Source organism: Pseudomonas azerbaijanorientalis, from assembly GCF_019139795.1.
GTDB lineage: Bacteria > Pseudomonadota > Gammaproteobacteria > Pseudomonadales > Pseudomonadaceae > Aquipseudomonas > Aquipseudomonas laurylsulfatiphila.
Genome location: NZ_CP077078.1, coordinates 1,887,795 through 1,903,222, shown reverse-complemented (window position 1 = coordinate 1,903,222; position 15,428 = coordinate 1,887,795). Strand labels below are relative to the sequence as shown.

3 protein-coding genes are annotated in these 15,428 nt (G+C 62.1%); 1 reads left to right on the top strand and 2 read right to left on the bottom strand.

Annotated features, from left to right (window positions below; all coding sequences use genetic code 11):
- Positions 1-105: 105 nt before the first annotated feature.
- Positions 106-1,161, bottom strand: a complete 1,056-nt coding sequence (locus KSS91_RS08355) for a fibronectin type III domain-containing protein (RefSeq protein WP_217837579.1) — start codon at positions 1,159-1,161, stop codon at positions 106-108.
- Between the two features lie 270 nt (positions 1,162-1,431).
- On the opposite strand from KSS91_RS08355, the gene KSS91_RS28560 reads away from it, so the two are divergent.
- Entirely contained in the window at positions 1,432-1,776 is a 345-nt protein-coding gene (locus KSS91_RS28560; protein WP_217837578.1) for a LuxR family transcriptional regulator, read from the top strand.
- A 422-nt stretch (positions 1,777-2,198) separates the two neighbouring features.
- On the opposite strand, the gene KSS91_RS08345 is transcribed toward KSS91_RS28560, so the two are convergent.
- The gene (locus KSS91_RS08345; RefSeq protein WP_217837577.1) at positions 2,199-15,197 is read right to left on the bottom strand and encodes a non-ribosomal peptide synthetase; all 12,999 of its coding nucleotides are present in this window, start codon (positions 15,195-15,197) and stop codon (positions 2,199-2,201) included.
- Positions 15,198-15,428: the final 231 nt, after the last annotated feature.

Below are 15,428 nucleotides of genomic sequence, written 5' to 3'. Positions count from 1 at the left end.
CAAACTGGTTGCGCTTGCGCGCCATGCCTGGCGCCCCCACAAAAAAATCCCGATGCACAGGCATCGGGATTTGGTTAAACGCATTGAGCCACCAACATCGGAGCGTTACGGTTTGCCCTTCACAGGAACACCGAGTGCGGGATAATGGATAATGGCTCGTTCCGAAAGATGACCAGCCTTATCTATAGCCGTCACGCCAAACTCATACCGTTCCCCCAATTCCAGGCCGGTAACAGCAAACTCTGTTTCCTTTGTCCTCCCCAATTCATGGCCGACCCCCCGATCGACTATATAGTCAACGGGTCCGGAACTGTCATATGACGCAGCCCAACTCAATATCAGACCAAGGTTGCTGGTACGCAAATCCGAAGGGGCTGTGGGTGCGGTAAAGTCTTCGAATTTCACCGTAATACAGATCGGGTCCGATTCATGGAATTGATCATCAACGGTATAAAGACAGTATACATGATCCCGCCCTTGCATTGGACTTGTATCCGTATAGGGGCGCACAGGCCTCTCAACAGATTCGCCATCACGGGTTAATTTGTACTTAAGTGCACCACCGTCAACCGTACCATCATTCCAAAATAAAGAAACCTGGTTGGGACCTTTATCAAACGCCTCAAAAAACGTAGGTGGGGTTGGCTTATTCCTTAAGGTGCGCACAACGAATTCATTCCATAGATCTGAACCTTCGAGCCTGGCCTTAAACCTAACTAACTGCCCTGGCCGCAGATTACTAACCGACTGCCTAGTTGTTCCAGGAGAAAAATAACGAATAGGACCATCATCCACCTGCGTATGAACTCCAAACCCACTGTTACTCCAATTGAATACAACACTAGTCCTGGAAAGCTCAGTAGCCCAAATGGGAAATTCCGCACTCACAGTTTCAACCAAAGTCGTTGTATAAACGGGAGTCCACCCCACATTTGCTCTTCGCCCACGAACAGCGAAATAATATTTAGTATTTGGACTCAATCCAGTAATGACAACCTTATTATCAGTCCCCGTATGAGCCGACGCCCCTCCAGACTCAACCGAGTACAAATTAAACTCACTACTCGAAGGCCAACTTAGCTCAACAGAATTAATCGTCACCCTGCCTACAGACAACGGAATCTGCCCATCACTGACAACATTATTATCACGACCATCCATATTTCACCTCACTCAACAAATTAGACAACGCAAGCGCTTAACTTAAACAAGACTAAGCACGCATACAGTCCAACATGAAAAGTACAAAAAAAATACTATCAACTCTGTTAGTGCAAATTCACCCTATTCATTTACACTCGCAACCATCCTGAGAATACAGCCCACCGACCTGTTATTTCTTACAGGTTCCAACGACGCTGAATCGCGCTATAACGGAGTCCTGGAGTTACTCACCGCCATCTGAGGCGCCCCTACCCCGGGAGACCAGCCATGCACACTGCGAGCTCAATCCAGTTCCAAACCAGTACGCTGCGCGCCAAGCCCCACAGCTATGTGGATACACCTCATATCCCCCCGATTCTCTCTGCCAAAGAACAGGAAATCCTGAAGTGGTGTGCCATTGGCAAATCGTCCTGGGAGATCGGACGGATCCTCAATTGCTCTGAGGCGGGAGTGAATTATCACTTCTGCAATATTCGTCGAAAATTCCGCGTCAGCTCACGCTGGCTGGCGCTGATCAAAGCACTGGAAATGGGATTGATCCATTTGGAGGGAGAGACAGAACTTCATCCAACGGTTGTGCAGATAACCCGATTAGCGTCGAAAAGTTTGTAACGCGCCAACGTGCACAGGATTGACTCGCTAGAGTCCGGTTCGCCACAAACCCGTGGTGACCCCAGCCAGTTCCTCCACCGGGTTGAACTCGAACATCGCCCGCAGTGGCATATTCCATTGCAGGGATTTCTACAGGTTTGACCAGGCTCTCGCAGCCAGGAACTCCAGCAACGCAGCTGGTGGCGAACCCTGAATTTTCCAGATTGGAAATATGCCCAGCCTCTGCTATCACACGATACAGTTGCGCCAACGCCTGCATGCGGATCCTGCCATGTTGCGGGACGGCACCGAATGGCGGTGACGAGCGGTATGGGGAAGACAGTTGCTCCCACAGGGGTTCAGGTGTTCATACATCATGAGTACACCACCGAACCTGTGGGAGCGGGCTTGCCCGCGATGAGGCCGGTACAGCCGCTGGAGATTTACAACCCCTCCAGCTCCGCCATCAGGTCATTCAAGCGATCCACCTTCTCCTCGGTGATCTCGCTTACCGCCAATCCGTCGATGTACGTCGCCAACTCCTCCACCGTGCTGCACTCGAACATCGCCCGCAACGGCACATCCCGTTGCAGGATTTTCTGCACCCGTGAGGCGATCTGCGTGGCCAGCAGCGAATGCCCGCCCAGTTCGAAGAAGTTGTCGCGAACGCCCACCTGATCGACCTTCAACACTTCGGCCCAAATGTCCGCCAGGGTCTGCTCCAGGTCATTGCGCGGCGTCTGGTAATCCTGGCTCTGCATCTGGCCGATCTCCAGCGCCGGCAAGGCCTTGCGATCCAGTTTGCCATTGGCGTTCAGCGGCAGCTTGTCCAGCCACAGCCAGTGCAGCGGCACCATGTATTCCGGCAATTCGGCGCGCAGGCGTTGCTTGATCCGCTCCAATCCCTCGGCCGGACTCGACGCCACCTGCGCCGCGACCAGATAGCCCACCAGATGCTTGCCGTTAGCCCCTTCCTGCACACCCACCGCCGCATCGCGGACTTCCGGTTGTTCATGCAGGCGAGCCTCGATTTCACCCAGCTCGATGCGGTAGCCGCGAATCTTCACCTGATGGTCGATGCGACCGACGTATTCCAGCACGCCGTCACTGCGACGGCGGGCCAGGTCGCCGGTGCGATACAGGCGCTCGCCGGGCGCGCCGAACGGGTTCGGCACAAACACCGGAGCCGTGCGCAGCGGGTCGCTGACATAACCGCGCCCGACCCCGGTGCCGGCGACACACAGTTCACCCACGGCACCCAGCGGCACCAGTTCCAGTGCGCCATCGAGCACATACAACAGGTTATTGTCGGTCGGCGTACCGATCGGCAAATAGCTGCCGCGAGTCGAGGCCAGGTCGACACGGAAAAACGCCACGTCGTCCGAGCACTCCGCCGGACCGTAGGCATTCACCAGGCCGATCTGCGGATAACGCAGCAACCATTGATGCGCCAGTTCCGGCGGCATTGCCTCACCGGTCGGCAGCATCCAGCGCAGGCCGTCGAGGCTCATGCGCTCCTGGGCGAGCATGCCCTGGATCAGCGATGGCACGCTTTCCAGCACGGTGATGCCCTGGGCCGCAACATGCGCCAGCAAACCCTGCGGATCGTGGGCGATGGCGTTCGGCACGATGTCCACCCGTGCGCCGAACAGTGGTGCGGCGAGGAACTGCCACACGGAAATGTCGAAGCTTTGCGAGGCGGTCTGGGCGATCACGTCGGCGTCGCTCAGGTCCAGGTACGGCACTTTGCTCAGCTGGTTGTTGAGCATGCCGCGCTGCTCGACCATCACGCCTTTGGGCAAACCGGTGGAACCGGAGGTGTAGATCACATAGGCCAGGTTGTCCGCACTGCTGTAGATGCCGGGATTGTCCGCCGACAGCGCAAGGGCCTGGACCTCCTCCCAGACCAGCAGCCGTGGCCGGCTGGCGCAGCCGAACTCGTCAAGCAAGGCCTGCGCCTGTTCACGGCACGCTTGCGTGCACACCAGCAGTGGCGTTCGGCTCAGTTCGATGATCCGGCTCAGACGCTGGCTCGGCAGGCCCGGGTCCAGCGGCAGGTAACCCGCGCCGGCCTTGAAGCTGCCGATGATCATGCCGAGCAGATCGAGGCTGCGTTCGGCCAGCAATGCCACCGGTTGATCGCGCCCGACACCGGCGGCGATCAATGCATGACCGAGACGGTTACTGCGCTGGTTCAGCTCCAGATAACTGTACTGCCGGTCAAGACAGCTGGCGGCAATCCGCTGAGGGTGGCGGGCGACCTGCGTTTCAAACAATGAAACGTAGCTCTGCTGCAGCGGATATTCGTGTTCGCTCTGGTTGCAGCCATGGAGGAGGAAGTCCTGCTCCTCGACCCCCAGCAACGGCAAGTCGGCCATGTCGCCATGGAAACCTTCCACCAGCGCCAGCAGCAAACGCTTGAACTCGCCGAGCATGCGCTCGACCGTGGCTTCATCGAAGTAGCGCTGGTCGTAGGACAGGTGCAAGCCCAGGTCATCCCCCGGATAGCACACGGCCGTCAGCGGGAAGTTGGTGTGGGTCCGGCCCGAATCCGAGGTCGCGTTGAGGCTCTGCGCACGGTCCAGCACCGAGACTTCCACCGGGGCGTTTTCGAACACGAACAGGCTGTCGAACAGCGGCTGGCCCTTGGGCAACTCGCTTTGTTCCTGGATGTTCACCAGCGGCAGGTATTCGTATTCACGCAGTTGCATGTTGCTGTCGAGCAGTCCGCTGAGCCACTGGCGCACGCTGCATCGCTGGCCGTCCTCGGGCATCTTCACCCGCAGCGCGATGCTGTTGATGAACAGGCCGACGGTGCGCTGCATCTGCGGCATCTCCACCGGACGCCCGGCCACGGTGACGCCGAACAGCACGTCGCGATCACCGCTCAAGCGTCGCAGCACCAGCGCCCACGCCGCCTGGGCGAAGGTGTTGATGGTCAACTGATGGGCCTGGGCCAGTTCGCGCAATTGCGCACCGTCCCGGGCATCGAGCCGGGTGTAGCGGTCGCCGACGATCATGCCGCCACTGTCGCCGGCATATTCACGCAGGAACGGCCGGTCGCTCGGGATCGGCGTGGTCCGCTCAAACCCCTGCAGGTTGGTTTTCCACCATTGCCGCGCTTCGTCCAGGCTCTGGCGTTGCAGCCAGCCAATGTAGTCGCGATAACGCGACACAGGCCGAAGCTGCGCTTCCCGGCCTTCGCCCAGGGCGCTGTAGATCTCGAAGAAATCGTTCATCAGCAGCGACCGACACCAGGCATCGATGAGGATGTGGTGGTTGCTCATCATGAACCAGTAGCGCGCCGCGCCGACCCGGATCAGACGCAAGTGGAACGGCGCCTGGTTGAGCAGGTCGAACCCGGCCTCGCGTTCGGTCTTGAGCAAGGCTTGCAGCTTCGGCTCTTGCTCGGCTTGGGCGATATCACGCCAGTCGAGGTACTCGATCGGTGTGCTGCCCGGTTTGTGGATCACCTGCAGCATGTCCTCGCCGACGTTCCAGCAGAACGACGCGCGCAACGCTTCGTGGCGGGCGACGACGGCTTGCCAGGCCTGGGCGAAACGCTGCGGATCCAGTTCGCTGTTGATGCGGTAGCGGTCCTGCATGTAGTACAGGCCGGTGCCTGGCTCCAGCAAGGTGTGCAACAGCATGCCTTCCTGCATCGGGGTCAGCGGGTAGACGTCTTCGATAACGGCGGCCGGCACCGGCAACGCATCCAGTTGCGTCTGATTGAGCTGCGCCAGCGGGAAGTCCGACGGCGTCAGGCCGCCGGCGTCGTCGCGCAGGCAATGCTTGATCAGACTGCTCAGCTCACCGAGGTAGGCATCGGCCAACTCACCAATGGTGGACGGATCGAAGCGTTCGGCGCTGAACGTCCAGCGCAATACCAGTTCACCGCCATACACCTGACTGTCGACGCTCAGCTCGTTGGGCAACGGTGCATCGGCATCGTGGGCCGCGCCGACGGCTTCATCCAGTGGATGGAACAGCGCGTCCGCGCCGAAGCTCTGGTCGAACTGGCCGAGGTAGTTGAAGGTAATCGGTGCCTGCGGCAACGCCGCCATGCTGCGGCGAATCGGCTCATCGGCGAGGTAACGCAGCACGCCATAACCCAGGCCCTTGTGCGGCACGGCACGCAGCTGTTCCTTGATCGCCTTGATCGAGACCCCCTGCCCGGCGGCTTCTTCGATGTTCGACGGCGTCAGGCGCAACGGATAGGCACTGGTGAACCAGCCCACCGTGCGGGTCAGGTCGATGTCGTCGAACAGCGCTTCGCGGCCGTGGCCTTCCAGCTGGATCAGCGCCGATGGCTGACCGCTCCAGCGGCACAGCACACGGGCCAAAGCGGTCAACAGCAAGTCGTTGACCTGGGTGCGATAGGCACTTGGCGCCTGTTGCAGCAACTGCCGCGTACGCTCGCTGTCGAGACGCACGCTGACGGTTTGCGCATGACGGTTTTGCCGTCCGCCTTCAGGGTGATCGCAGGGCAAATCGGCACTTGGCCCGGCCAGTTGCGCCTGCCACCAGCCCAGCTCTTCGCGCAGGGACTCGCTGCCGGCGTAGGCTTGCAAGCGTGCGGCCCAGTCCTTGAAGGCGCTGGTTTTCGCCGGCAGTTTCATCGACTGCTGCGCGTCCAGTTGGCGATACAGGGTTTGCAGGTCATCGAGCAGCACCCGCCACGACACACCGTCCACCACCAAGTGGTGAATGGCGATGAACAAGCGTTGCTGGCCTTCAGGGCCATCGACCAGCAACACGCGCAGCAACGGTCCCTGTTCAAGGTCGAGACTGCGCTGGGCATCGGCGAACAAGGCCGCGCATTTATCCATGGACGAAACACGCACTTGCCACAACACCGGCGCGTCGGAAATCGGCTGGTGCAAGGCCTGCCACTGGCCGGCATCCTTGCCAAAGCGCAGGCGCAAGGCGTCGTGCTGTTCGATCACCGCCAGCAACGCTTGCTCCAGGCGATGAGATTCCAGCACCACCGTCGGTTGCAACAACAACGCCTGGTTCCAGTGTTGGCGTTGCGCGATGTCGGTGTCGAAGAACCAGTGCTGGATCGGTGTCAGGCGCGACTCGCCCATGATCAAGCCCTGCTCGGCTTTGACCTGTTCGCTGCGGGTGGCCACGGCGGCGAGGGTCTGCACGGTCTGGTGCTGGAACAGGTCGCGAGGGCTGAAGTGAATGCCCTGCTGCCGCGCCCGGCTGACCACCTGGATCGACAGAATCGAGTCGCCGCCCAGTTCGAAGAAATTGTCGTTGAGACCGACCTGCTCGACGTTCAGCACGTCGCACCAGATCTGCGCCAGCGTGACTTCAAGCTCGCTACCCGGCGCCACGTAGTGTTGGCGATTCAGCTCCGGGTCCGGTGCCGGGAGCGCGCGGCGGTCGAGTTTACCGTTGCCGGTCAACGGCATGCTCGCCAGCAGGGTCAGGTGCGTGGGCACCATGTAATCCGGCAGTTGCGATTTCAGATGCGCCTTGAGGGCCTCGCGCAACATCGATTGCTGCGCTTCGTCCTGTTCGGCGACATCCGTCACCAGGTAGCCGACCAGTTGCTTGCCGCTCGGTGCGTCAAGCGCCAGCACGACCGCCTCACGGACTGAATCATGGTCCAGCAGGCGGGTTTCGATTTCACCGAGCTCGATGCGGAATCCGCGAATCTTCACTTGATGGTCGATGCGTCCAAGGTATTCCACCAGGCCATCGGCACCCTGGCGCACCAGGTCACCGGTGCGGTAGATACGCCCGCCATCGGCGGCAAACGGATCGGCGACAAAGCGCTCCGCCGTCATGCCCGGGCGCTGGTGATAACCCTGGGCCAGACCCGCGCCACCGACATACAACTCGCCCGTCGCGCCTTGCGGCACCAATGCCAGGTCGGCGTCGAGAATGTAGGCCACGCGGTTGCCGATCACACTGCCGATCGGCACGCTGCCGGCGCCCTCTTCCAGCACTTCGGGCGCAAGGCTGGCCAGCGGCATGACCACGGTCTCGGTCGGGCCGTAGGCGTTGAAGAACCGGCTCGGCGTGAACGCTGCACGAATACGCGCCAGGTGCTCACCGGTCAGCGCCTCGCCGCCGGTGATGATCATGCGCACCGGCAGGGTCAGGTCCTGGGTCGCCAGCCATTGCGCCAACTGGCTGCCATAGCTCGGCGTGAAACCGAGTACGTTGATCTGATGACGACGGATCAGGCCGCAGATTTCTTCCGCGTCCCATTGCCCTTGCGCGCGCAACACCACGTGCGCGCCGCTGAGCAGCGGCACCAGCAAACGCTCGGTGGCGGCGTCGAAGTTGATCGAATAAAAGTGCAGCTCACAGTCGTCGGGGCGCATGCCGAAACGCTCGATCACCGCGCGGCAATGCATGGCGATTTCACCGTGGGACACCACCACGCCTTTCGGTTTGCCGGTCGAGCCCGAGGTGTAGATCAGGTAGGCGTGATGCTGCGCCAGACTGATCGGCGGCAGCTCGGTGGCCGGGAAATGGGCCAGCGCAGCGGCGTCTTCTTCAAGACACCAGCGGCCGACGGTCGCCGGCAACTCGCCCAGGGCCTTGAACATCGCCGCATCGCTGAGCAGCAAACCGATGCCGCTGTCTTCGATCATGTAGTGCAAGCGGTCCAGCGGGTATTCCGGATCCAGCGGCACATAGGCACCGCCTGCCTTGAGGATCGCCAACAGGCCGACCACCATTTCCAGCGAGCGCTCAAGTGCCAGCCCCACACGAACCTGGGGGCCGACACCACGCTCGCGCAGCATCCAGGCCAGGCGGTTGGCGCGGCTATCGAGTTCGGCGTAGCTCAGGGTCTGCCCGGCGAAGGTCAGGGCCGGCGCGTCCTGGCGCACCAGGGCTTGCTCGGCGAACAGGTGATGGATGCACTGATCCAGCCGATGTTCGCCCGCCTCGACACCGAGGCTGTCGAGCAGTAGCTGTTGCTCGCCGGACGCCAGCAGCGGCAGTTCGCTCAAGCGCTGTTGCGGATCGGCAATCAGCGCCTCCAGCAGGTTGCACCAATGCCCGGCCATGCGGGCGATGCGCGGTTCGTCGAACAGATCGGTGCTGTAGGTCAGGCAGCAGCCCAGTCGATGATCGAGGTCGGTGACTTCCAGGTTGAGGTCGAACTTGGTCGCGCGGGCATCGTTGGCCAGGTACTCGACCGTCATGCCGGCCAGGGTGCGGCTTTGCTGGAACTCCCAGCGCTGCACGTTGCACATCACCTGGAACAACGGGTTGTAGGCTGCACTGCGTGGCGGTTGCAGGGCTTCCACCAGATGATCGAACGGCAGGTCCTGATGGGACTGGCCTTCGATTACCGTGTGGCGCACCTGCTCGAACAGCTCGCCGACAGACATCTGCCCGTCGAGCTGGCAGCGCAGTACCTGGGTGTTGAGGAATGCGCCGATCAGCCCCTCGCTTTCCGGACGAATGCGGTTGGCCACGGGCGCGCCGATGCGCAGATCGGTCTGGCCGCTATAGCGGTACAGCAGGGTCGCCAGTGCGGCGGTCATGGTCATGAACAGGGTCAGGCCGTGCCGGGCATTGAAGGCACGGACCCGTGCCGCGAGCTCGTCGCTCAGGTCAAAGCGATACAGCTCACCCTGATGGCTTTGTACCGGCGGGCGCGGACGGTCAGCCGGCAACTCCAGCAGCGGATGCTCATGGCCCAGTTGCGTGGTCCAGTAATCGAGCTGACGCTGACGCTCGCCCGACTCCAGCCACTGCCGTTGCCACACGCTGTAATCCAGGTACTGCACCGGCAACGGCGCGAGCGGCGACTCACGGTCGTCGACAAATGCTTCGTACAGCGCACTGAGTTCCCGGGCAAAGATGTCCATCGCCCAACCTTCGGTGACGATGTGGTGCAAGGTCAGAACGAAGTAGTGTTCCTGTTCGCCGGTCTTGACCAGGCACGCACGTAGCAGCGGTCCGGTTTCCAGATCAAACGGCTGGTGCGCTTCGTCGTCGGCCAGTTGCTGGACCTGCCACTCGCGGCCTTCGGCATCCAGCGCGGTGAAATCCTTCCACGCCATGCGCACGCCGGTCTCCATGTGCACCTGTTGGCGAGCGACGCCGTCAACACTCGGGAACGTCGTGCGCAGGGTTTCGTGGCGCATGATCAAGGCTTGCAGCGCTGCTTCGAAACGCGCGACATCCAGCACGCCACGTAACCGCGCCATGCCGCCGACGTTGTAGGCCGGGCTGTCCGGCTCCATCTGCCAGAGGAACCACATGCGCTGCTGGGAATAGGACAGCGGCACCGCCTGGCGACGGTCGATTGTTTCAATCGGCGGCTGTTTGTTGGTGCTGCCGCTGGCCTGGATCAAGCGGACCTGTTCGGCAAATGCACCCAGTTCGCTGTGTTCGAACAGCGCCCGCAGCGGCAACTCGACGTCACAGGCCTGGCGGGTGCGGGAGATGATTTGCGTGGCCAGCAGCGAGTGGCCGCCGAGGGCAAAGAAATCATCGCGCAGGCCGACGGGCGTCAGGCCCAGCACTTCACGCCAGATGCCGGCGATCTGTTGCTCCAGTTCGGTCACGGGCTCGACGTGTTCGCGAACCTGCCACTGCGGTTCCGGCAAGGCGCGACGGTCGAGTTTGCCGCTCGGGCCGAGGGGCATTTGGTCCAGCCGCATCAGCTGAGCCGGGACCATGTATTCCGGCAGCTGCGCCGTCAGCGCCGCTTTAAGGCGAGTCGTTTGCGCATCGATGGATTCAGATGTATCGGTGGTGGTGAAGTAACCAACCAGTTGTCCACCCGCCGCCGTTTCGCGCACCAGCACCACCGCTTGGGCGACCCCCTCCTGCGCCAGCAGACGGGCTTCGATTTCTTGCGGCTCGACGCGGAAGCCGCGTAGCTTGACCTGCTGATCGAGGCGACCGAGATACTCGATCACACCATCGCCAGCCCAGCGTGCACGATCACCGGTGCGGTACAGACGCGCGCCGTGCTCGCCCAATGGATCGACGACAAAGCGTTCGGCCGTCAGGCCCGGACGGCCCAGATAGCCACGCGCCAGGCCGCTGCCACTGATGCACAACTCACCCGGTACACCGGCCGGAACCGGATTGAGCTCGCTGTCGAGCACGCGGCAGATCACATTGCCCAGTGGCCGGCCAATCGGCGAGCGTTCGCCATCGGCGCTGGAGCACTGCCAATGGGTGACGTTGATTGCCGTTTCGGTCGGGCCGTAACGGTTGTGCAACTGTACGGCCGGCAGTTGCGCCAGCACGCGGTTGCGCAGCTCCGCTGGCAAGGCTTCGCCGCCGGAGAATACGCGGCGCAGGCTGGTGCATTGCGCGCTGAGCGGTTCGTCGATGAACAACGAAAGCAGCGGCGGTACGAAGTGCAGCGTGGTCACGCCGTACGCTTGCACAAGCTGCGCGATGCGATGGGGATCACGGTGTTCGCCGGGGCCGGCAAGCAACAGGCGACTGCCGGTGATCAGCGGCCAGAAGCACTCCCACACCGACACGTCAAAACTGATCGGCGCCTTTTGCATCAGCACGTCGGTTTCGTTCAACTGATAGGTTTGCTGCATCCATTGCAAGCGCTCGGCCAGCGCCGCGTGGGTGTTGCCGACGCCTTTTGGTTGACCGGTCGATCCCGAGGTGTAAATCACATAGGCGAGGTTGTCGCCCTGCAGATGCAGGCCCGGCGCCTGGCTTGGCCAGTTGTCCAGGTGCAAGGTGTCCATGGCGATCACGCTGACGCCCTGGCTGGCCGGCAAGCGATCGAGCAACCCGGTTTGCGTCAGCAGCAATTCGACACCGCTGTCGCTGAGCATGTAGGACAGGCGCTCGGCCGGGTAGTCCGGATCCAGCGGTACATAAGCACCACCGACCTTGATGATCGCCAACAGGCCAATCAGCAGTTGCGGCGAACGCTCGCAGGCAATGGCCACGCAGACGTCCGGGCCGACGCCCTTGTCGCGCAGGTAGTGGGCCAGACGGTTGGCCTGAGCGTGCAGTCCAGCGAAGTCCAACTGACCGCCGTCCCACAGCAACGCCGTGCGCTGCGGGGTCCGCCGGGCTTGTTCGTCCAGCAGTTCCGGCAGCCATTGACTGGCCGGTGTACAGGGTGCAACGGACCAGTTCGCTTGCTGGTTGTGCTCAGGCTCAGTGAGCAGTTGCAGATCGCCGAGGGCCGTTTGCGGACGCTCGCAGACTTCACGCAACAGGTTGGCGTAATGCTCCGACAGGCGCTCGATGGTCGCCGCATCGAACAACTCGCTGGCATAGTCGAAGGACAGGCTCAAGCGCCCGTTGCGATCTTCTTCACTGTGCAATTGCAGGTCGAACTTGGCTTGCCGGCTGTGCCACGGCAGCTCTTCGGCCAGCAACCCCGGCAGGCGTTTCAAGGCACTGAGGTCGCGCTGCTGGTGGTTGAACATGACCTGGAACAAACCCTGTTCACGGGCCTGCGGAAAAGCTTCAAGCAACTGCTCGAACGGCAAGTCCTGATGCGCTTGCGCACCCAGCGCTGCCTGACGGGTTTGCCCAAGCAGTTCAGTGAACGGCAGCCGTGAATCCACCTCGGCGCGCAGCACCTGGGTGTTGATGAAAAAGCCGATCAGGCCCTGGGTTTCCAGGCGCGGACGGTTGGCGTTCGGTACGCCGATGCGGATGTCACGCTGACCGCTGTAGCGATGCAGCAAGGCCTGGAACGCGGCGAGCAGCAGCATGAAGGAGGTCGATTCGTGGGCCTGGGCGGTCTGGCGAATCGCATCACTGAGGGTCGCACCCAGACGCACGGTATGGCGGGAAGCGCTGTGCAGTTGTTGTGCGCAGCGTGGATGATCGGTGGCCAGGCTCAGGGTCGGATGCTCATCGCCCAAACGGGCTTTCCAGTAGGCCAGTTGCCGCTCGCCCTCCCCTTGCGCCAGCCATTGGCGCTGCCAGCTGGCGTAATCGGCGTACTGCGTCGGCAATGGCGCCAGCAGCGCTTGCTGGCCTTGAGAGGCCGCCGCATACAGGCGCGAGAACTCGTCGATCAGCACATTCAGCGACCAGCCGTCAGCGATGATGTGGTGCATCGTCACCAACAGCTGATGGTCTTCGTCGTCGAGGCGAACCAGCGTCACCCACAGCAGCGGGCCTTGTTCCAGATCGAACTGGGTACGTGCCTCGTCCTCACGGATTTGCAGTGCGCGGGCTTCACGCTCGGCCGCCGGCAAGTCGCTAATGTCGATCACTTGCAGGTTGAACTCAGCACCCGCAACGACCTGTTGCAACGCCACGCCATCACGCTCGAAGAAGCGCGTGCGCAAGGATTCGTGGCGCTCGATCAACTGCTGGAAACTGGCGCGCAATGCGTCCTCATCCAGCTCACCACGCAAGCGCAAGGCACCCGGAATGTTGTAGGCGCTGCTGTGGGGGTCGAGTTGCCAGGTGATCCACAAACGGTTTTGTGCCAGCGATTGCGGCATCGGTTGCTGGCGCGACAGCGCCGTGATCGCGCCCTGGGCCAGGCCACCGTCCTGTTGCGAACGGGCCACGACATCGGCGAATGCGCCGAGGGTCGGGGCTTCGAACAGCAGGCGCAGGTTCAACTCCAGTCCCAGCGCTTCACGCAGGCGCGCCACCACTTGCGTCGCTGCAATGGAGTTGCCGCCGAGCAGGAAGAAATGATCGTCGGCGCCCACCTGCCCGACCTGCAATTGCTCGCACCAGATACGGCCGATCAGGTTTTGCAGCTCAGAGCCCGACTCGACTTGGCTTGCACTTGCGGTGCTGGCCGACGGGAACACCGCGTAGCTGTCGAGGCTGCCGTCCGCCAGTCGACTGCGGCACGCCGAGCGCTGCAGTTTGCCGCTGGACGTTTTGGGCAGCGCACCCGGATTGAGCAGCACCACCACGCTCGGTGCTTCCTGATACGCCTCGGCGACGGCCTGGCGAATGGCCTTGATCAGCGCCTCGGGCGGCAGGATTTTCTGCACGCTGCGGCTGATTTCGGCGGCGATGCCGATGCCCTCCTGACCATCGACCGTGACGGCAAAGGCGGCAACGCGGCCCTTGCGTACCACTTCCACTTCGCGCTCTACGGTCTGTTCGATGTCCTGCGGGTACAGGTTGTGCCCGCGCACGATCAGCATGTCCTTCAGGCGGCCGGTGATGAACAGCTCGCCGTTGCGCAGGAAACCCAGGTCACCGGTTCGCAGCCAGGTCTGGCCGGCGTGCCGGACGAACGTTTTGGCTGACGCCTCGGGGTTGCGCCAATAACCGAGGGCGATGCTCGGCCCGCTGGCCCAGACTTCGCCGACGGCGTTGTCGGCCTGTTCGCTGAGCGAAACCGGGTCGACGATCAGCACGGCGTGAGCCGGCTGGCTGATGCCACAACTCATGATCGGACTGCCCTCGCCCGCTTCCACCCGGTTCTGCGCCAGGGCCTGATCGTCCACCCGCAGGTTGACGATGCCTTCGCCGCGTGCTGTGCCGGCCACAAACAAGGTGGCTTCGGCCAGACCGTAAGAGGCCATGAAGCTGTCCGCAGTGAAACCGCAAGTCGCGAACTTTTCGGCGAAGCGTTCCAGGGTGTCGAGGCGAATCGGTTCGGAACCGGAATACGCCACGCGCCAGCCACTCAGGTCCAGCCGTTCCAGAGCCGATTCGCTGACCCGCTCGCTGCACAGGCGATAAGCAAAATCCGGCCCGCCGCTGATGGTGCCGCCGTATTCGCTGATCGCTTCCAGCCAGCGCAACGGCCGGCCGAGGAAGTACGCCGGCGACATCAACACGCAAGGCACGCCGCTGAAAATCGGCTGCAGCAAGCCGCCGATCAGGCCCATGTCGTGGTACAGCGGCAGCCAGCTGACGATCACGTCGTCGGGGTTGAGGTCGATGCCGAAGCCGTGACGAATCAGCAATTCGTTGGCCACCAGATTGCCGTGGCTGACCTGCACGCCCTTGGGCAGTGCGGTGGAGCCGGAAGTGTATTGCAGGAAAGCGATGTGATCGTCCTGCAAATCCGCCGCGACCCAGCGTTCGGCGAGTGCACCGTCGAGGGTGTCGACACACAGCAACGGCGGCGCCCCTTCGATTTGCTGCAATGCATCGCGCAGCCCGGCGCTGGTCAGCAGCAGGCGCGGTTGGGCATCGCTGATGATCGACAGCAGGCGTTCCTGGTGATGACGGCGCGTCGATTCCGGCGGGTAGGCCGGGACCGCGATCACCCCGGCGTACAGGCAACCGAAGAACGCCGCGACGTAATCCGGGCCGCTGGGGAACAACAACACGGCGCGGTCGCCAAAATCCGCTTGGGCCTGCAAGGCGCCGGCAATCGTCCGCGCCCGCTGATCCAGCTCGCGATAACTGAGCACCACAGCCTGGTCCGGGGTCTCGGCAAGAAAACGCAGGGCCACCCGATCCGGCGTCAGGGCCGCGCGGCGCTGAAGGGCTTGGACCATTGTGCTGGGGAGTTCGAACGCGTCGGTCATGAGGTTTCCTGCCTGATTTCGGCTTGCAAATGGAATCGGTTTTCTGGCGTCGCACCCTGATCGAGGGCGCGCGGGACGCGGTCTTCGCCGACCGCGCAAGGCATTGGCAATGCGGTTGTGACCGGGGCTGCTGCCCGGTGCCATTCACCAATGAGAACGGATGACGTCTGGAAATAATTAGTCGCCAGGCTGGAACGCAACGCGGACTGAAGTGAGACAACGTGTCGCAGT